The 17,705-nt window shown below is 64.3% G+C and carries 17 protein-coding genes; 7 read left to right on the forward strand and 10 right to left on the reverse strand.

Annotated elements, in window-relative coordinates:
* The first annotated feature begins 57 nt into the window (after positions 1 to 57).
* On the forward strand, positions 58 to 903 hold the full coding sequence (locus tag RX331_RS33770; protein WP_317253901.1) for an SDR family NAD(P)-dependent oxidoreductase: 846 nt from the start codon (positions 58 to 60) through the stop codon (positions 901 to 903).
* Between the two features lie 172 nt (positions 904 to 1,075).
* On the opposite strand, the gene RX331_RS33775 is transcribed toward RX331_RS33770, so the two are convergent.
* Positions 1,076 to 1,897, reverse strand: coding sequence for a lytic murein transglycosylase (locus RX331_RS33775; protein ID WP_317253902.1), 822 nt, complete (start codon positions 1,895 to 1,897; stop codon positions 1,076 to 1,078).
* Between the two features lie 157 nt (positions 1,898 to 2,054).
* Between RX331_RS33775 and RX331_RS33780 the strand changes: the two genes are divergently transcribed.
* The gene (locus RX331_RS33780) at positions 2,055 to 2,243 is read left to right on the forward strand and encodes a hypothetical protein (RefSeq protein ID WP_317258384.1); all 189 of its coding nucleotides are present in this window, start codon (positions 2,055 to 2,057) and stop codon (positions 2,241 to 2,243) included.
* Positions 2,244 to 2,322: 79 nt separating this feature from the next.
* Entirely contained in the window at positions 2,323 to 2,838 is a 516-nt protein-coding gene (locus RX331_RS33785; protein WP_317253903.1) for a hypothetical protein, read from the forward strand.
* Positions 2,839 to 3,012: 174 nt separating this feature from the next.
* Here RX331_RS33785 and RX331_RS33790 read toward each other — a convergent pair whose 3' ends face one another.
* Positions 3,013 to 3,807 carry a lytic murein transglycosylase gene (locus RX331_RS33790; protein WP_317253904.1) on the reverse strand — a complete coding sequence of 265 codons (795 nt, stop codon included), beginning with the start codon at positions 3,805 to 3,807 and terminating at the stop codon, positions 3,013 to 3,015.
* Positions 3,808 to 4,029: 222 nt separating this feature from the next.
* On the opposite strand from RX331_RS33790, the gene RX331_RS33795 reads away from it, so the two are divergent.
* Entirely contained in the window at positions 4,030 to 5,598 is a 1,569-nt protein-coding gene (locus tag RX331_RS33795; protein ID WP_317253905.1) for a hypothetical protein, read from the forward strand.
* Here RX331_RS33795 and RX331_RS33800 read toward each other — a convergent pair.
* The 3 genes from RX331_RS33800 to RX331_RS33810 all read right to left on the reverse strand — a co-directional run bounded on the left by RX331_RS33800 (position 5,552) and on the right by RX331_RS33810 (position 8,319).
* Positions 5,552 to 6,445, reverse strand: coding sequence for a DUF817 domain-containing protein (locus tag RX331_RS33800; protein ID WP_317258302.1), 894 nt, complete (start codon positions 6,443 to 6,445; stop codon positions 5,552 to 5,554). The two genes, RX331_RS33795 and RX331_RS33800, sit on opposite strands and share 47 nt — an antisense overlap.
* Before the next feature lie 150 nt (positions 6,446 to 6,595).
* Complete coding sequence (locus RX331_RS33805; protein ID WP_317253906.1) at positions 6,596 to 7,939, reverse strand: MFS transporter; 1,344 nt, start codon at positions 7,937 to 7,939, stop codon at positions 6,596 to 6,598.
* Positions 7,939 to 8,319: a thiol-disulfide oxidoreductase DCC family protein gene (locus RX331_RS33810; RefSeq protein ID WP_317258303.1), complete on the reverse strand. Its 381-nt coding sequence runs from the start codon at positions 8,317 to 8,319 to the stop codon at positions 7,939 to 7,941. The genes RX331_RS33805 and RX331_RS33810 overlap by 1 nt, the downstream gene beginning before the upstream one ends.
* Positions 8,320 to 8,477: 158 nt before the next feature.
* On the opposite strand from RX331_RS33810, the gene RX331_RS33815 reads away from it, so the two are divergent.
* Positions 8,478 to 8,714 carry a hypothetical protein gene (locus RX331_RS33815; RefSeq protein ID WP_317253907.1) on the forward strand — a complete coding sequence of 79 codons (237 nt, stop codon included), beginning with the start codon at positions 8,478 to 8,480 and terminating at the stop codon, positions 8,712 to 8,714.
* 238 nt (positions 8,715 to 8,952) lie between these two features.
* Here RX331_RS33815 and rpoD read toward each other — a convergent pair whose 3' ends face one another.
* Both rpoD and dnaG read right to left on the reverse strand, forming a co-directional pair.
* Complete coding sequence (gene rpoD / locus RX331_RS33820; protein ID WP_317253908.1) at positions 8,953 to 11,055, reverse strand: RNA polymerase sigma factor RpoD; 2,103 nt, start codon at positions 11,053 to 11,055, stop codon at positions 8,953 to 8,955.
* Positions 11,056 to 11,451: 396 nt separating this feature from the next.
* Entirely contained in the window at positions 11,452 to 13,455 is a 2,004-nt protein-coding gene (gene dnaG / locus RX331_RS33825) for a DNA primase (protein WP_317253909.1), read from the reverse strand.
* Between the two features lie 191 nt (positions 13,456 to 13,646).
* Between dnaG and RX331_RS33830 the strand changes: the two genes are divergently transcribed.
* Positions 13,647 to 14,216 (forward strand): chlorite dismutase family protein, encoded by a 570-nt coding sequence (locus RX331_RS33830; RefSeq protein ID WP_317253910.1) that lies wholly within the window; start codon positions 13,647 to 13,649, stop codon positions 14,214 to 14,216.
* A gap of 147 nt (positions 14,217 to 14,363) precedes the next feature.
* Here RX331_RS33830 and RX331_RS33835 read toward each other — a convergent pair whose 3' ends face one another.
* Together RX331_RS33835 and RX331_RS33840 are read right to left on the reverse strand one after the other, a co-directional pair.
* Positions 14,364 to 14,762: a gamma-glutamylcyclotransferase family protein gene (locus RX331_RS33835; RefSeq protein ID WP_317253911.1), complete on the reverse strand. Its 399-nt coding sequence runs from the start codon at positions 14,760 to 14,762 to the stop codon at positions 14,364 to 14,366.
* 40 nt (positions 14,763 to 14,802) lie between these two features.
* Complete coding sequence (locus tag RX331_RS33840; protein ID WP_317253912.1) at positions 14,803 to 15,615, reverse strand: transglutaminase family protein; 813 nt, start codon at positions 15,613 to 15,615, stop codon at positions 14,803 to 14,805.
* 219 nt (positions 15,616 to 15,834) lie between these two features.
* On the opposite strand from RX331_RS33840, the gene RX331_RS33845 reads away from it, so the two are divergent.
* Entirely contained in the window at positions 15,835 to 16,632 is a 798-nt protein-coding gene (locus RX331_RS33845) for an N-formylglutamate amidohydrolase (RefSeq protein ID WP_317253913.1), read from the forward strand.
* A 145-nt stretch (positions 16,633 to 16,777) separates the two neighbouring features.
* Here RX331_RS33845 and RX331_RS33850 read toward each other — a convergent pair whose 3' ends face one another.
* Positions 16,778 to 17,566, reverse strand: coding sequence for a Crp/Fnr family transcriptional regulator (locus tag RX331_RS33850; protein WP_410708036.1), 789 nt, complete (start codon positions 17,564 to 17,566; stop codon positions 16,778 to 16,780).
* Positions 17,567 to 17,705 lie beyond the last annotated feature (139 nt).

Genomic DNA, 17,705 nt, shown 5'->3' on the forward strand with positions numbered 1-17,705 from the left:
CAATTTGCGAAAGTTTGCGGGAACTACCCTCCAGATCTTCCAAGGAGCTCTCCCGACATGACTGCGATATCCGGAAGCGCCGCCGCCGTGACCGGCGCGGCCAGCGGCATCGGCCGCGCTCTGGCGCTGGAACTGGCCGCGCGCGGCTGCGACTTGGCGCTGGCCGATCGCGATGAGGCCGGGTTGCTCGAGGTGGCTGCCGAGATCGGCAAGGCGCACAAACGCAAGATCACCACGCACCGCATCGATGTCGGCGTGGCCGCGGAGATCGAGGTGTTCGCACAAGGCGCCATCGCCGCCCATCCGGGGCTGAACATCGTCATCAACAATGCCGGCGTCGCCCTGCTCGGCGCGTTTGGCGAGGTCGACCAGGCGCAAATGGAGTGGCTGATCAACATCAATTTCTGGGGGGTGGTGCACGGCACCCGCGCCTTCCTGCCGCACCTGTCGACGCGGCGCGAAGCGCATATCGTCAACCTGTCCTCGATCTTCGGCATCGTCGCCCCGCCCGGCCAGACCGCCTATTGCGCCGCCAAATTCGCGGTGCGCGGTTTTTCGGAAAGCCTGCGGCATGAGCTGGCGATGGCGAACAGTCCCGTAAAACTGTCGGTGGTGCATCCCGGCGGCGTGCTCACCAACATCGTGCGCAATTCCCGCACCGGCAGAGGCATATCAGACAATGCCCGCCGCGCCGAATCGATCGACCGCTTCGATGCGATCGCCAAGACGACGCCGCCGATCGCCGCGCAGCGCATCATCGCCGGCATCGAGAAAAACCAGCCGCGCATCTTGATCGGCAACGACGCGAAATTCCTGGATCTGTTGCAGCGGTTTCGCCCGGCGACCTATTGGAGCGTGCTGGCGAAGCGGATCGAGAAGATGGGGGCGAAGGCGGGGAAATAGCGCCGCACACACGACCGTCATCCCCGCGCATGCGGGATCCGGTACGCCGCGGCTCCTCGGATCAATCACTGCTGTCTCTGGGATACTGGATCGTCCGCCTTCGCGGACGATGACAGGTGGAATATGCGGGCGGCGCCCTGCTCACAAGAAAGAAAGCGCAGCCCCCGTGTCGCTATCGCGCCGCCAACCGATCCGCAAAATAGCCGATGGTCTTGCGGTAGATCGTTGCCCTGTTCCACTCGCGCATCGCCTCGAAATTGGCGGTGCCCTCGTCATAGGGGGCACCGGCCTTGTAGCCGGCGGTGTGCAGCAGGTTCGCGGTGGAGGCGAGCACGTCAGGGACGCTGTGGCGCAGATCGACATGGCCGTTGCCGTCGAAGTCGACGCCGTACTTGATGTAGGACGACGGCAGAAACTGCGTCTGGCCGATCTCGCCGGCGAACGCGCCGATCAGGTCGCGGAGCGGCAGATCGCCACGCTGCACGATCTTGAGCGCGGCCAGCAGCTCGCCCTGGAACAATTCGGTGCGGCGGCAATCATGCGCCATGGTGGCGAGCGTGCGGATGACCGGCAGCTTGCCGATATCGCCCTTGCCGAAATCGGACTCCAGCCCCCAGATCGCGACCACGATCTCCCGCGGCACGCCGAACTTCTGCTCGATGCGCGCCAGCAGCGAGCCGTGCCTCAGCAGCATCTGCCGCCCCATATTGATGCGGCCAGGGCCAACGCGGGTTGAGACATATTGCTCGAACGACTTGTTGAAGGTGCCGCGCTGGCGGCGGTCGAAGGCGAGCACCGCCGGGTCCTGCGTGATGCCGGCGAAGGCCTGGCTGATCACGCCTTGCGAGATGCCCGCCGCGGCCGCCTCCTGCGACATCGCGGCGATGAAGGCGTTGAAATCGCCGCCGCACCGGGCGGCGCGGGCGGGGCTGGCAAAAGCGAGGACGGCAAGCGCCGACGCGCAGAAGGCAAAGACGAGGCGAAACGAGTGCATGGGGAGCCATTTTCGGAAGGGCACGGGCAAACCGGCGCTGCTTGTAGCACGGCCGCGCCGGCCGTTCGAGATTGTTGCCGGATTTGAGCCGGCGCAAAGATGCAATAGAATGGCGTGCGATGAGATATTCGGCCCGCCATTGCTCAGGAGAAATGCGGTGATCCAGGACGACCGCGCGAACCAGAACCGTGTCCGCCCCGGCGTGCTGCGCGTGCAGCTGTTTCGCCTGCTCGCGATCAACCTGGCGATCGGCGTGGCGCTGGCGGCCGCCCTGGTCGGCGGCCTGCTCGCGCTCAATCCCGGCGGCTTGCGACACCTGCCAAACCGCGCCGCTGAGAGCCTCTGATTTCCAGCTCCCGCGCTTGATCCGCGTCAATATTGCCGCGCGCCGGCTTTCCTAGGATCGGTCAAAACGGAGAGCCTCGATGATCGGAATTACCCTGACCACGGACCAGATCCGCAACGCCCCTACGCCGGTTCGGCAGTGGATCGAGCAGCAAGTGATCGCCTCGCTCGGCCTCGCGCCCGAGACGCCCGCGGAGCATCCGCAGGCCGCACATCTGGTCGCCTGCACGACGGAAGAGGCGGCCGCGGTGCTGGCAGAGATCAAGGGGATGATGCCGGCATTCAACGTGTTCTTCGAATTTGCCCGTCCCGGCATTTCGTTCGGACAGCCCCCGGTGATGGCGTTCCGGCTGATCGACATCCTCTATCACACGCGCCTTGAGGATATCGAACAGGTGATCGAATGCCTCGAGGCGATCAACGCGGCTTGTTCACACGTGCGCGGCGATGCCTCCGCAAAATTCTGCGGCTTCGACAATCAGGGCCACTGCCTGATCGCGCCGGAGACGCAGCGCAGCGTCGCGGCGCTGTGGCAGAGCATCCTTGCGAGCCAGAAAGAATGGCGCGGGGGCGCGGATGTGAAACCGGCAGCGTGAGTTGCTGCGCTCGTTAAGTGCTTTTGGCTTTGGCTCTAACTTTGTCGTCCCGGCGCACGCCGGGACCCATACGCCGCGGCCTGCCTTGTAAGAGCGGACGTGTCGACGGCTTGGCTTGAACAATTGCCGCCGGTGGCTATGGGTCCCCGCCTGCGCGGGGACGACCGTGATAGCCTACTCGCTGCCGCCGTCGATCTGGCGGCCCATCAGCGCGATCGCCTTCTGATAGACGCCGGCGGCGTTCCAGGCCTGGATCGCGGCAAAGTTCGGCTCGCCCGGCTGGTAGCCGGCACCGGCCCTCCAGCCATGTGCCTTCAGGAATGCCGCGGTCGACATCAGCGCATTCGCCGAGTTCTCGAGATTGCCGGTCCCGTAGGCGAGGATCGCCTTCGGCATGAACTGCGTCTGGCCGACCTCGCCATGCATCGAGCCGCGCTGCGACGGTGACAGCGCGCCGCGATCGATCAATTGCAGCGCCGCGTAGAGGTGCTCGGTGAAATAGGCCGAGCGGCGGCAGTCATAGGACAGCGTCGCGATCGAGGCGAGCATGTTCTGGTTGCCGCGCTGGCTGCCGAAGCCGGTCTCCATGCCCCAGATCGCCAACAGCGGCCCCGGCGGCACGCCATAGCGCTCCCGGATCGAAGCGAACAGCGCGCCTTGCGAGTTCTTGAGCTGCCGCCCCCTCGCCACGATGGTCGTCGCCCCGCGCTTGGCGAGAAACGCCTCGAGCGAGAGATTGAAGCTGCGCTGCCCGCGATCGGCATTGATCGTCGCCTGCGCATAATTCGTCGCCATCAGCGCCTGGATGGTGCCCGCGCTGATGCCTTTGGCGCGGGCTTCGCCGGCGAACTCCTGTTTCCAGGCGGCGTAGCCGGCGGCCGAGCTGCCGCAGGTGGCGGCGTGGCTGTGAGTGGTGAAAGATACGAGCGTTGCCAGCGAAGCGCTGAAAACAAAAACGATGCGGAGCATAGACAACCATTCCTGATAGGGCGCTACAAGTAAGCCCCGGTTTCTAGCATGTCCTTCGCCGCGCTTCGAGGCTTGCCATCTCCATTGACATCTCGAAATCAGCCATGATTGCGACTAGTTTGAACCGCCGGTCTGCCGGCTCCGCCTGAACTACGGCGTCGAACTCCGGCGTCGTAGTTTCAACGCGCGCTTAGACCGCTTGGCGCTCCAAGGACAAAGGCCATGGCCAGGTTCGACGGCTTCAAAGCCGGGATTGGAATTACCATTGCTGCGCTGGCCGGAAGCGAAACGGCGGCCGCACAATTACCGGCGCTTTCTTTAGATCCTTCACGACTGCCCCGTCTCGGCACCATCGACGCGCGCTTTCAGTCGTATAATGTCGAAATGGTCGAAGTTACCGGTGGACGGTTCTGGAGGCCCTACCGGGCGGGCGCTTCGCCGTCGGCGCGCGATGCGGCGAACACCGGCAATGCTCCAGGCGGCGGCAATCCGGACCTCTATGAATATCGGAAGCCGATCGATTTCTCGAACACCCGGCTGCGCACATTGGCGGCTGCCCTCGCCCCTAGCTACGTGCGCGTCAGCGGCACCTGGGCCAACACCACCTACTTTGCCGACAGCGATGCGCCGCCTGCGACGCCGCCGGATGGTTTCCGCGCGGTGCTGAGCCGGGCGCGCTGGAAGGCTGTCATCGACTTTGCCCGCGCGGTAAATGCTGACATCGTGACCTCGATGGCAACAGGGCCCGGCGCGCGGGATGCAACGGGCCTGTGGCAGAGCGACCAGGCGCGGCACTTGTTTGCCTATACCAAATCCATTGGCGGCCGGATTGCCGCCGCCGAGTTCATGAACGAGCCGAACCTGGCCGGCATGGGCAGCGCGCCCAAGGGCTATGATGCGGCGGCTTACGGGCGGGACTTCAGGGCTTTTGTTGCGTTCATGAAGGCCAGCGAGCCCGACGCGCTCGTTCTCGGCCCGGGTTCGGCAAGCGAGACGGCGGCGGCGCCATCCAGCGCCGGCTTCATCGGCACGCGCGACCTCTTGGCCGCATCGGGGCCCGGCATCGATGCGTTTTCCTACCATCATTACGGCGCGCTATCGCAGCGATGCTCCGGAATTCCGGGCGAGACCACGCCAGAGGCCGCGCTGTCGGATGACTGGCTTGCGCGCACCGACCGCACGCGCGCGTTCTACCAATCGCTGCGCGATGAGTTTGCGTCTGATAAGCCAATGTGGCTGACCGAGACCGCGGAAGCGGCCTGCGGCGGCAATCCTTGGGCTTCGACCTTCCTTGATACGTTCCGCTATCTCGATCAGCTCGGCCGGCTGGCCCGCGCCGGCATCCAGGTGGTGGCGCACAACACGCTGGCGGCGAGCGATTACGGCCTGCTCGACGAGACGACGTCCCGCCCGCGGCCGAACTATTGGGCGGCGCTGCTGTGGCGCCGACTAATGGGCACGGTCGTTCTCGACGCCGGCGAGCACAGGGAGATGCACCTCTATGCGCATTGCCGTCGCGGGGCGCGCGGCGTTGCGCTGCTGGCGATCAATACGAGCCGGACGGCGGCGACGGCGCTGCTTTTATCAGCGGGGAGCGAGCGCTACACGCTGTCGGCGGATGATTTGCAGAGCGCCGACGTGAAGCTGAACGGAACGACCTTGGAACTCGGGCCGAATGACGATCTGCCGGCGCTTGCCGGCGTGGCAACGCCGCCAGATGCGATCGCGCTGCCCCCGGCCACGATCACGTTTCTTGCGATCGCGAATGCCAGAAATCCAGCGTGCGACTGAGCTTCTGGCGGATGCCGGCCGCGCGCGCCTCGCCTCGCCTTTCCCTGGGCCTGTTGATCAGGCTCACCAGCGTGTAGCTGATGATCAGCAGCAGGAACCACGAGCCGAGCTTGCCGAAGGATACCGGCTCCCAGCCCTGCCGCTGCGACGGATAGAGCCAGGTTTTGGTGAAGGTGCCGATGTTTTCCGAGAACCAGATGAACACCGACACCAGGAAGAGCCCGAGCAGCAGCGGCATCGCGCGGTACTCGCGCCAGACCCTGAAATGGACGCGGGTGCGGGAGAACAGCAGGATACTCCATGCGAACAAGATCCAACGCAGGTCCATAATGAAGTGATGGCTGAAGAAGTTGACGTAGATCGCGAGGCTGAGCACGGCGAGCGCAAGGCGGCGCGGGTGTGCCGTGAACTCGAAATCGAACAGGCGCCAGGCGCGGCAGATGTAGCTGCCGATGCAGGAATACATGAAGCCGGAGAACAGCGGCACGCCACCGATGCGAAAGAAGTTCGGCTCGGGATAGATCCAGGAGCCGACCTTTGTCTTAAACAGCTCCATCGCTGACCCGACGAGGTGATAGATCAGGATGACCTTGGCTTCTTCCAGCGTTTCCAGGCGGCCGGCGAGCAGCGCGATCTGCACCGCGATCATGCAGAGGAACAGGAAGTCGTAGCGCGCCAGCGCGGCATCCGCCGGATAGAAACGCCAGGTCGCGATCATCAGGAACACGGCGATGCCGCCGAACAGGCAGGCGAAGGCCTGCTTGGCGCCGAAGCGGATGAATTCGTAGAGCGCCGAGGTCCAGCGCCGCCGCGCCATGACGCGGCCGAGGCGGTATTCGGCGACCATGAAGCGGCGGAGCGGCGGCCAGATGGCGGCGGCGCTCGGGCTGGATGGCGGATGATCTGGAAGCGGTTTCGGAAGGTGCACGCGCGGGAGGATCGCCGCCGATCACGGTTGAAACGCGACGGAGATTTGCAGATTTCGCGCGAATACCCCTCAATCTGCGTGCAGCCGAAGGCAGAGCACCGCACTCGCCAGCGCTGAAGCCCCGAGCAGCTCCAGTACGCCGGATAATCCGTGGCTCGCGAACACCAGGCCGCCGAAGGTGACGCCGACGGTTCCGCCGAGGAAGCTGCATGAATTGAGCATGCCGGATCCCTTGCCCGCCTGCGTTGGCGGCAGCGCCGCGAGGCCAAGCCGCGGCGCCGAGGCATAGATGAGCGCGATGCCGATGCCCGCGATACACAGGCCCGGCATCAGGACCACGAAGGTCGCGCCGATCTGCAGTGACCACCAGATGATGGCGCAGCCGGCCGCGAGCAGGAGCGATGCTGATATCAGCATGCGGCGCACGCCGATCTTTGCTGCGATCATCGGCGCCGCGCGCGCCAAGGCGAACAGCGCCAGCGAGAGCGGCACCAGGGAAAGGCCGGCCGCGACGGCCGACATGTGAAGTCCATCAACGGATTGCGCGAAGAGATTGTAGTAGAGCAGCAGCGTCATGATGTCAGACATCACGAGGAACAAGAGGCTGGCGGCAATTGCGAAATTGCGGTTCGCGAACAGAGTGAAATCGACCAGCGGCTGCGGGCGCTGCGTCTCGATCCGCAGCAGCGCAGCAAAGGCGATTACCGCCACGGCGAGCGGAACGATCGCGGCCAGCGCGTTGCCGCTGCTGTGCGCGAGCGCCTGTAGGCCCGAGATCAGCGTCACCATGAAGACGACGAGAAGGCCGAGCCCGGCCCAGTCCATCGATATCGTGCCGTGGCCGCGCGCGGCGGGGTGCCGCAGCAGCATCAGGGCTGAGGGCACCATCGCGGCGATGTTCAACCAGAAGATGAAGCGCCAGCCGGCGTAATGCGTGACCGCGCCGCCGACCAGCGGACCGATGCTGAAGCCGAGCATCAGAAAGCCGGTCCAGGCGCCGATTGCGTCCGCCCGCCGTTCGTCAGGCGCAGCTTCCGTCACCGCCGCCAGCGTGCCTGCTACGGCGAACGCGGCCCCCAGCCCCTGCATCGCGCGGGCGCCAATCACGACGAAGCCCGCCGGCGCCAACGCGATGATCAGTGAGGCCAGCGCGAACAGCACGATGCCGATCACCGAGGAGCGCCGCGCGCCGAGCCGGTCCGCGGCGCCGCCGCCGACGACGATGAAGATTGCGGCCGTCAGGAGATAGGCGTTGACCACCCATTCGAGCTCGGCCGGACCAAGCCGCAGGCCAGCCTTCATGTCGGGAAGCGCGGCCATGATCGCGGTCGAGTTGTCGCCGACCGCAAGCATCGCAAGGCAGCAGGCGACCAGCACCGGCCTGAGCTCGCCCTTCCCCCGCGACGCCGGCATCACCACCGCCTCTTGCGCTTGTTCCAGGCAAACAGCAGGTCGGCAAAGCGGTCGTAGAAGAACCGCGTGAACGGCAGCGCGAGGCGATTGCCGAACAGGGTGGCGAGCCAACGTTCGCCGGGCGTGAGCCGCCAGATCGCAATGGCGACATCCGCGCCGACAACGAGGCGTCCGCCTTCATCGGTCGCGTGCAGGCGGCGGCGCACGTCCTCGAGCGAGGCACCGTAGCCGGCGAGCGCGTCGGGCTGTTCGTTGATATCCTTGAATGCGATGGCGCCGGCGCGCACCGCCGCCAGCAGCTTGCTCTGCTGCCAGTGGATGCCGGCGTCGCAGACCGGGCAGCGTGTGTTGTACCAGACGGTGAGATGAGGCGCGGCCATAGCCGCGAGCGTAATCGCGCCCCGCCACCGCGTCGAGCCGCCACGTGACGCCTGCCGCTTGGCAAGCAGCCGGACCGCCCGATCGCGCAGGGCAGATGGGCACGGCAAGCGCATTATTTTGCTTTGACAGCAGCGGCCCTATCGAGGACAAGCCGGCCATGGCCAAAAAACCCGGAACCAATCCCAAAGGCGAATTCGCCTTTTTCAACGTCGTCTACGAAGACGATTCCATGCGCTCCAACCGCCGCGTGCCGTCGGAGCTGCTCGGCGGGCTCGACGGCGACGAGCCGGCCCGCGCCTTCATCCGCGAGCAGGATCGCGAGATCGCCGAAAAATCCGGCCGTCCGCAGCTCGAGATCAAGAGCATCAGCCGCGTCGGGGCGAAGAAGAAGTAAGACAGAAACGCTGTGGGCAATTCACCTCTCCCGCTTGCGGAGGAGGTCGACGCGCGCAGCGCGGCGGGTGGGGGCTCTCTCCACACGAGAGATGCGACTCGTGACGACACCCCCACCCCGCCCTCTCCCGCAAGCGGGAGAGGGAGAAGAGCGCCGTCGTGGATGCAATGCGATTCAAGACAAAAACGGCGGGCTTTCGCCCGCCGTTTTCATTCGAATGCATACACCGCCCGGCGAATTAATTGTCGAGGAAGCTCCGCAGCTTCCGCGACCGTGAGGGATGCTTCAGCTTGCGCAGCGCTTTTGCCTCGATCTGGCGGATGCGTTCGCGCGTCACACTGAACTGCTGGCCGACTTCTTCCAGCGTGTGGTCGGTGTTCATGCCGATGCCGAAGCGCATGCGCAGCACGCGCTCTTCGCGCGGGGTGAGCGAGGCCAAAACGCGCGTGGTAGTCTCGCGCAGATTGGACTGGATCGCCGCGTCAATGGGGAGGATCGCGTTCTTGTCCTCGATGAAATCGCCGAGGTGCGAATCCTCTTCGTCGCCAACAGGCGTTTCCAGCGACAGCGGCTCTTTGGCGATCTTGAGGACCTTGCGGACCTTCTCCAGGGGCATGCCGAGCTTTTCGGCGAGCTCTTCCGGGGTCGGCTCACGGCCGATCTCGTTGAGCATCTGCCGCGAGGTGCGCACGATCTTGTTGATCGTTTCGATCATGTGCACGGGGATGCGGATGGTGCGGGCCTGGTCCGCAATGCTGCGCGTGATCGCCTGCCGGATCCACCAAGTGGCGTAGGTCGAGAACTTGTAGCCGCGGCGATACTCGAATTTATCAACCGCCTTCATCAACCCGATGTTGCCTTCCTGGATCAGGTCGAGGAACTGCAGGCCGCGGTTGGTGTACTTCTTGGCGATCGAGATCACGAGGCGAAGGTTGGCCTCGACCATTTCCTTCTTGGCCTGGCGTGCCTCGCGCTCGCCCTTCTGCACGCCGTGCACGATCTTGCGGAATTCGCCGATCTCTAGCCCGGTCAGCGCCGCAAGCTGCTGGATCTCGCCGCGCAGCTCCTTGATGCGGTCCTTCTCGTAGTGAACGAAATTCTTCCAACCCTTGGCCGACAGTTTTGAGACGCGGTTGAGCCAGCGCGGATCGAGCTCCGAGCCCTGGTAGTTGCGCAAGAAGTCCTCGCGCGCGACGCCATGGCTGTCGCCGAGACGCAGCAGGCGGCCCTCGAACGAGACCAGCTTCTTGTTGATGTCGTAGAGCTGCTCGACGAGTGAGTCGATGCGGGCCTGGTTGAGGCGCAGCGACTTCACCTCGACGATGATCTCGTCCTTCAGCTTCTTGTACTTGCGCTCCTGCGAGGGCGACAGCGACTCGCTCTGCAGCTGGTTGGCGATGTCCTGCTCCTGCAGGCGGCGCAGCTTCTTGTATTCGGACGCGATCTTGTCGAAGGTCTCGACCACCTTCGGCTTCAGTTCGGCCTCGATGGCGGCGAGCGACATCTGGTTCTCGAACTCGTCCTCTTCCATGTCGCCTTCGGCGGCGGCTTCGCCCGGGTCCTTTTCCTCGCCATCGGCATCGGGCGTGGCGCGGAACGGGGTCGCCGTCGGCGGCGCGGCGGGCGGTGCGACATGGGCGGGCGCAGCGGCCTCGCCATTGGCGGCCTGGCCCTCGGCGGGCGCGGTGATCAGCGCCGGGTTCATGTTGTTCTTGGCGTCGGGGCCGGCATAGGTGGCTTCGAGATCGATGATGTCGCGAAGGAAGATCTTTCCTTCGTTGAGTTCATCGCGCCAGATAATGATGGCCTGGAAGGTCAGCGGACTTTCGCAGAGGCCCGCGATCATCGCCTCGCGGCCGGCTTCGATGCGCTTGGCGATCGCGATTTCGCCTTCGCGCGACAACAGCTCCACCGTGCCCATCTCGCGCAGATACATGCGGACGGGATCGTCGGTGCGCTCGCCGGGCTCGGACTTCTTGACCTCGGTGACGGCCTTCGCCGTGACCTCGACAAGCTCGTTGTCGGTGTCGTCATCGTCTTCCTTCTCGGCCTCGTCGTCGGCTTCCTCGGCCTCGGAGACGTTGATGCCCATGTCCGAGAGCATCGACATGATGTCCTCGATCTGCTCCGGCGAGGTGGTGTCGGAGGGCAGCACTTCGTTGAGCTGATCGAAGGTCACGAAGCCGCGCTTCTTGGCCTGCTTGATCATCTTCTTGACGGCAGCGTCGGAGAGGTCGAGCAACGGCGACGGCGCGTCGGCCGAATCCTTCTCCGGGGCGTCCGCTGCCTTGTCGTCTTTTTCCTTGTCCTTAACCTGCAGCGTCTTTGCCTTGGTGGCCATTCATGAAGCTCCCGAAACGCGCTCGTGCGGAACGACGCCAGGCGTCATCCGCTCCTGAATTACTGAAGTCGACAGCAGGATGTCTTTTGTTTGAAAAGCCAACCCGCTAGATCCTTGCTCTGCGCGCGATCCATATCGAAAACCGGTTACCGCTTTTCCGGATCACGCCCGCCCCTGAGTATTCGCATGCTTACGACGCGCAAAGGGCGGCGCAGACCGTCGCCACCCCTGTAACCCGCCATCGCCGGTGTTATGCCATAGCCCGAAAGGCGCCTCGCTGGTTAAGTACCTTCGGACTATTAAGCTTCGCTTAACCCTGTTTTTGCCGCCAAACCATGGATTTGGCGAGTCTTTTTGCGGGCACGGCCGCCGCCATCCGCAAATGTTTTTTGTATTCTAAACGCTCTTCCGGAACCGGCCCGAAAGCTCGCCAAAACCCTCGATCAGGGCTTCCGTGCCGTCGAGCGACTCCAGCCGGGCGCCGACGTCCTTCAGCCACGCCAGATTGGCCTCACTGGGCTCCTCGCCCAACGCCATCTCGGCATCTCGCTTCTCCCTAAGTAGGGCGTGCGTTTTCTGATGCAAGACAACGAGTTGCTGCCAGGTGGCCAAAACGTCTTCGCGCGCCGCCCCCGGCCTTGTGCCCCACACCGCAGAAGTCGTGATTGCCCGTTCAACCCTTTGAAGAATCTCGCCTAATCCGCGTGCTTCGAGATCGGCGCGCATCTTCTCGGCCGCCTCCTCGGCGTCGGGGGAATGGTGATGGTCGTTGGCAAAGGCGGCGATGATACCGGCGCGCAGCTTGTTGGCCTCAGCATGCGCCAGTTCCAGCGCGGCCACCTCCTCGAGGTGGTCATGCAGCAGCCAGGGATGGTTAATCAGGGATTGCAGGATCAGAGCCTCGCGGCGGGACATGGCGCTGCGCTGGCCGCGCATGATCGGGCTGGTCGCAAGCTGCGGGCTCGCCGCCTGGTACGGACCGGGGGCGATCCCCGACGCCGTTCCCGCCGGACGGCCGCCGCGGGGAGCGAATCGGCCGGCCGGAGCGCCGCCACGCGGGACGAAGGCGCGGGGTGATTCGCCGCGCCGGGCCACGAAGCCGCCCCGGCCATAGCCGCCGCGCCCCGTATCGGGAGCAAAGGTGCGCTGCAGGCGCTCGGCCAGATCCTGCCGGTAATAGCGGCGCACCACCTCGTCACGGATGCCGTTACTGAGTTCGTTGATTTTTGCTTCCAGCGCCGCACGGCGCTCGGGGGTAGCGAACGTGCCGCCCTCGATCTCGCGCGACCAGATCATGTCGGCGAGCGGCCGCGCCGCCGAGATCACCTCCTCGATCGCCATGCGGCCACCGGCGCGCGCGAGATCGTCAGGGTCCTGCCCTTCCGGCAGCAGCGCAAAGCGCAGGCTCTTGCCGGGCGCGAGATTGGGTAGCGCAAGATCGGCGGCGCGATACGCCGCCTTCTGCCCGGCGCGGTCACCGTCGAAGCACAGGATCGGCTCGTCCGCCATCCGCCAGAGCAGCGCGAGCTGGTTTTCGGTGAGCGCCGTGCCGAGCGGCGCCACCGCCCCGGCAAAGCCCGCGGTGACCATGGCGATGACGTCGACATAGCCTTCGACCACGATCAGCGGCGAGCCGTCATGCGCGGCCTGGCGGGCGGTGGCGAGGTTGTAGAGATTGTCGCCTTTGTGAAACAGCGGCGTTTCCGGCGAGTTCAGGTATTTTGCCGGAACGTCCTTCTCCAGCGCGCGGCCACCGAACGCGATGACGCGGCCACGGGCATCCGTGATCGGAAACATCACACGGTCGCGGAAGCGGTCGTAAGGCACCGGAATGTCGTCGCCGCCGACCAGCAGGCCCGCTTCCACCATGTCGTCGGTGGAGATGCCCTGCGCGCCAAGGTGCTCCTTCAGCGCAAAGCGATCCGGCAGCGCATAGCCGAGACGAAACTGGAGCTGCGTCGCCGGCGTAATCGCGCGGTCGCCGAGATAACCGCGCGCTTTCGCGCCGTTGCGTGAGGCCAGCGTATCGGCAAAGAATTTTGCCGCGAGTTCCACCACGTCATAGAGCGTCCTGCGCCGCTGCTCGTGGCGCGCGGCGTCGGGAGTCGCCACCGGCAGCGGCAGGCCGGCCATCGCGGCCAGTCGCTCGACGGCTTCCGGAAACGAAACGCCCTCGGTCTCCATGACAAAGTCAAAAATGTTGCCGTGCTTGCCGGTCGAGAAGTCGTGGTAAAACTGCTTCTGGTCGTTGACCGTAAACGACGGCGTCTTCTCCTGCTGGAACGGCGACAGCCCCTTGAACTCCCTGCCCGCCTTCTTCAGCTTGACGCGCCGGCCCACGACTTCCGAGACCGGAAGCCGGGCGCGCAGTTCTTCGAGGAATTGGGGTGTAAAGCGCATCAGTGGAGTTTTTGCCGAATCAGGGGGCCGTGCCAACCGACCATGGATACAGGGCGGGGCCGTTAAAAGGCGAAGGCCGCCGGATTTCTCGCCGCTATTCACAGGAGCTCTCCGTCATTCCCCGGCGCGCATCGCCCTGGAATGACGGCGAATACTTGATCCCGTCACGGTTCCACGCTTCCATATACCGCATGTTCACGGTTTTCCGGGGTGGCAGGAGCGGGGCGTGGCGGGTGACGCGGTTTGCCCCGGTGAAGGGCGCATCGCTGGCGCCGACGCCGGCGCTGTCGGTCGTGCATACGCTGACCATCGCGCTGCCGATCCTGCCCTCGCCGACCTCTTGGCGGCTCGCCGGCGTCGCCAGCCACCTGCGCTATACTGAACGGCCCGAGAAGAGCGAGCTCGACGCCGTGCGGGCCGAGATCGGCCGACCGGAGGCGACCCATGCCGCGCTGATCCCGATCAAGAAATCGGCGGCATGGTGGGATCTGACGCAGGAAGAGCGGCGCGAGATCTTTGAGGACAAATCGCAGCACATCGCGGCGAGCCTCAAGTATCTGCCTGATATTGCCCGCCAGCTCTATCACAGCCGCGATCTCGGCGAGCCCTTCGATTTCCTGACCTGGTTCGAATACGCGCCCGAACATGCTGATAAGTTCGAGGAGCTGGTCCAAACGCTGCGCGCCAGCGAGGAATGGAAATATGTCGAGCGCGAGGTGGACATCAGGATGGAGCGCGAGCGGCTCGACGCAGGCGATTGATGCCCTCGGTGCCTTCGCGCCCCGGATGCTGCGCAGCACGAAGTGATGCGCTGCTGAGCCGGGGCCCACCACCGCGCCACAACGAGAGCATAGGTCCCGGCTCTGCGGCGCATCGCTGCGCGCTGCACCGCGTCCGGGCCCCGAGAGTTATGTTTCCAAAAACTTTCCCGACGTGATCTGCGGCAGTCCTGTCACCGGCCAGTTGTAGACATAGGTCCAGGCCTCGCCGGACGCGCCGTCTTCCTGAGTCACGTCAAGCATGCGGCGAATATATTCGGTCGGCTCCGGAAAACCGGCACCGCAAGCCTCGTACATGTCGAACTCGGCGAGCAGCGCGTCACGCTCGCGCAGGCGATAGAGCTCGCCGAACACGACATCATCAGGATCGTCCGAGAGCACCAGCCCCGGATAATGCTTGATGCGGTAGAGCCGGCCGCGGCAGGTAGCCGTGCCGAGGAAATCCGCGCTGCGCGACAGAAGCTGCGCCATCGGATGGTCGAAGCCGCGCATCAGCGTGCCGTAGACGAACAGTCGATCTGAAATCATGGGAATTGATATAGCGTCATTGCGAGGACGGAGCAAAACGTCAAGCCGGCACGACCTCTTCGCTGATCACCAGAAACTTCACCAGATCCATCCGCCCAAAGCTGGTGGTCAGCGCGACGTCGGCGGCGTCGCGGCCGGTGGCCATCAGGATGCGGCCGATGCGCGGGGTGTTGTGGCGGGCGTCGAACGTGTACCACTGGCCGGAGAGATAGACCTGGAACCAGCCGGAGAAATCCATCGGCGCGGGGTCACGGGGCACGCCGATGTCGCCGAGATAGCCGGTGCAGTAGCGCGCCGGGATGTTCATGCAGCGGCAGAAGGTCAGCGCCAGATGCGCAAAGTCGCGGCAGACACCGGCGCCCTCCGCGTAGACATCGTGCGCCGACTTCATGTGGTGCGCGTGCTGGTAGCCGAAGCGGACATGGCCGTGGACGAAATCGACGATCGTCTGGACCCGCGGCCATCCCGGCGCCGTGCTGCCGAACAGCGACCAGGCGATATCGGTGAGCTTGTCGGTCTCGCAATAGCGGCTTGGCATCAGATAAAGCAGCACGTCGTCTGGCAATTGGTCGATCGGCAATTGCTGCGCGGTCGGCACGAACGGATCGGGCAGACCGCAATCGCGCACCAATGCCTCGCCGCGCAGGGTGATGCCGCCAGCGGGCGCGATCAGGCGGCCGCACACATTGCCAAAACTGTCGCGGTAGAAGCTGATCGGCACGTCGGGCTCGGCCGTAATGCGCTCGGTCCCGACGATATCGGAAAAGCGCGATGGGTGGATCGAGAGCATGGTCACCATCGGCGTCGGCTGCACGGCCGCATAGGCGATCTCGAAGCCGACCCTGATCTCCATGGCTCAGACCTTTTCTCCCCGTTGTACTTCGTCTTGCGCAAACACGTCGAGAATCCGGCGCCCAAGCCACCGGCGGTAACGATAAATGGTCTTGTGATTGATGGTCAGGGGCGGCATCGTCAAACAATCATCGATTCTGGCAGGTCTCACCTAAACTGAATTCTGCCCAATTGTAGATCGGCGTGCCGCTTCGATAGGCAATGCTCTCGAGGAAATGCTTTGAACGACGCAAGCAGCACAATTCTACTCCTCAGCAACGAAGATGTTCCTCCGGTCCACGAGTTCAACGCAGCCGGGCGCTCGCCGTTTCTTCTGACCTGCGACCATTACGGCCGGCTGATCCCGCGCCTGCTCGGCGACCTCGGTCTGCCCGAGAGCGAGCTCAAGCGCCATATTGCCTGGGACATCGGGATTGCCGGCGTTGCCGAGGCGCTGTCAAAGCATCTCGACGCCCATTTGATCGTGCAGCGCTATTCGCGGCTCGTCATCGACTGCAACCGCCCGCCCCATGTCGCAAGCTCGATCCCGCGCATCAGCGAGGCCACCACCATCCCCGGTAACGAAGGTCTTTCGCGCGAGACCGCCGCGATCCGGCGGACGCAGATCTTCGATCCCTACCACCGGCGCATCGGCGAGATCATCGACCAGCGCGGCAGCGCCGGCATGCCGACGGTGCTGGTATCGCTGCACAGCTTTACCCCGGTTTATGCGGGCATCGCGCGTCCATGGCACATCGGCACGCTCTACCATCGCGACACCCATTTGCCGCCGCTGATGCTGGAGCTGCTGCGCGCCGAGGGCGACCTCGTGGTCGGCGACAACGAGCCCTACAAGGTGAGCGACGAGACCGACTACACCATCCCCGTCCATGGCGAAGCGCGCGGGTTGATGAATACGGGAATCGAAATCCGCCAGGATCTGATTTCGGATCAGGCGGGCGAGAAGGCCTGGGCGGAACGGCTGGCGAGGATTCTCGGCGAGATCGAACTAACGCTGCGGGCGCGGCAGTTGGTTTGACGGCCTCGTTGCTTGTGCCGCTGCGTGGCGCGAACGAGACCACGTTTTCTGCCCTTGCGCCTCGCGCTCGCCGCACGCGAAGCTGGTGCGAACTAGAACGGCGGCAGGGCAGGCGACGGCCGGGATCAAATCGCCCGGACCGCGGTCAGTTGGCGAAAGGCGGCTGCGGCGCGATCTTGTTCTGCGCGATGATGGCTTCGGCCCGCGCGAGATTTTCCAGCAGGCGCTGGCTGGTCAAGACAAGGAAGTAATAGCCGAACTGCGGGTTTTGGAAGTAGATCTCGAGCAGCTTTTCATAGCTGATGGTCAGGACGCGGCCATCCTCGATACATTCGATCGTCGCGGTCCGGCGGTTGTCGGGCGTGAGGAAACCAAGCTCGCCCATCAAACGCCCCGGCGGAAGTTCGACGTTGATTTCGATGACCCGGAATTTGCCGGTAACGGTCAGCAGCATTTCATTTGCTGCGTCACCCTTCTTCATCAGGATATCGCCCTTGCGATACTTGCGGTCGGTCATGAATGGCTTGAGCCACTCCATCGACGTGTCGCCCTGTGTTGCGGTGCGCGCCTTCTTCACGAGAGCGAGCATTTGACGGAGACGGTAAGCATTAATCGGAATCATCAGGAGATAAAGAAGAAACGTCGCGACGGCTCCGGTGAGCGCACCGAAGATGGCGAAGAATGCGCAACCGATCATGTTCGCGACCCGCAGCGGCACCATCGTGTGCGTCAGCAATGTGGCGACAAAGAAGATCGCGCCGACCAGCGCGAACATATTGGCAAGCGTGATGTTGTGCAGGAAGATTTCCAGCAGGCGGTTGAAGATGGCGTCCCAGGTCACGTTGTTCGGATCGAGACCCATTTGGACCAGAATCTTCGCGAACCTGAGGTTGTCGGTTGCTGCATCGAGAATGCGGTCCAGCATGATGGACATATCTCCTTTGGAGCCGGTGGGGCCAGTTTACCGGAAGTGGCTTATCGCGGCGCAACAAACTTGGCCGCCCGAGACCCGAGTTGGGTCAAAAAGCGACTTCGTCGTCGCCTGGGTGGTTTTCCACCCGGAAGCCGCCGTC

This window comes from Bradyrhizobium sp. BWA-3-5, from assembly GCF_032917985.1.
Taxonomy (GTDB): Bacteria; Pseudomonadota; Alphaproteobacteria; order Rhizobiales; family Xanthobacteraceae; genus Bradyrhizobium.

Bases quoted from the DNA above. Each gene is read 5' to 3' on its own strand.
- RX331_RS33770 (WP_317253901.1), top strand. From the start codon at position 58: ATGACTGCGATATCCGGAAGCGCCGCCGCCGTGACCGGCGCGGCCAGC.
- RX331_RS33775 (WP_317253902.1), bottom strand. From the start codon at position 1,897: ATGCACTCGTTTCGCCTCGTCTTTGCCTTCTGCGCGTCGGCGCTTGCC.
- RX331_RS33785 (WP_317253903.1), top strand. From the start codon at position 2,323: ATGATCGGAATTACCCTGACCACGGACCAGATCCGCAACGCCCCTACG.
- RX331_RS33790 (WP_317253904.1), bottom strand. From the start codon at position 3,807: ATGCTCCGCATCGTTTTTGTTTTCAGCGCTTCGCTGGCAACGCTCGTA.
- RX331_RS33795 (WP_317253905.1), top strand. From the start codon at position 4,030: ATGGCCAGGTTCGACGGCTTCAAAGCCGGGATTGGAATTACCATTGCT.
- RX331_RS33800 (WP_317258302.1), bottom strand. From the start codon at position 6,445: ATGGTCGCCGAATACCGCCTCGGCCGCGTCATGGCGCGGCGGCGCTGG.
- RX331_RS33805 (WP_317253906.1), bottom strand. From the start codon at position 7,939: ATGCCGGCGTCGCGGGGGAAGGGCGAGCTCAGGCCGGTGCTGGTCGCC.
- RX331_RS33810 (WP_317258303.1), bottom strand. From the start codon at position 8,319: ATGGCCGCGCCTCATCTCACCGTCTGGTACAACACACGCTGCCCGGTC.
- RX331_RS33815 (WP_317253907.1), top strand. From the start codon at position 8,478: ATGGCCAAAAAACCCGGAACCAATCCCAAAGGCGAATTCGCCTTTTTC.
- rpoD (WP_317253908.1), bottom strand. From the start codon at position 11,055: ATGGCCACCAAGGCAAAGACGCTGCAGGTTAAGGACAAGGAAAAAGAC.
- dnaG (WP_317253909.1), bottom strand. From the start codon at position 13,455: ATGCGCTTTACACCCCAATTCCTCGAAGAACTGCGCGCCCGGCTTCCG.
- RX331_RS33830 (WP_317253910.1), top strand. From the start codon at position 13,647: ATGTTCACGGTTTTCCGGGGTGGCAGGAGCGGGGCGTGGCGGGTGACG.
- RX331_RS33835 (WP_317253911.1), bottom strand. From the start codon at position 14,762: ATGATTTCAGATCGACTGTTCGTCTACGGCACGCTGATGCGCGGCTTC.
- RX331_RS33840 (WP_317253912.1), bottom strand. From the start codon at position 15,615: ATGGAGATCAGGGTCGGCTTCGAGATCGCCTATGCGGCCGTGCAGCCG.
- RX331_RS33850 (WP_410708036.1), bottom strand. From the start codon at position 17,566: ATGTCCATCATGCTGGACCGCATTCTCGATGCAGCAACCGACAACCTC.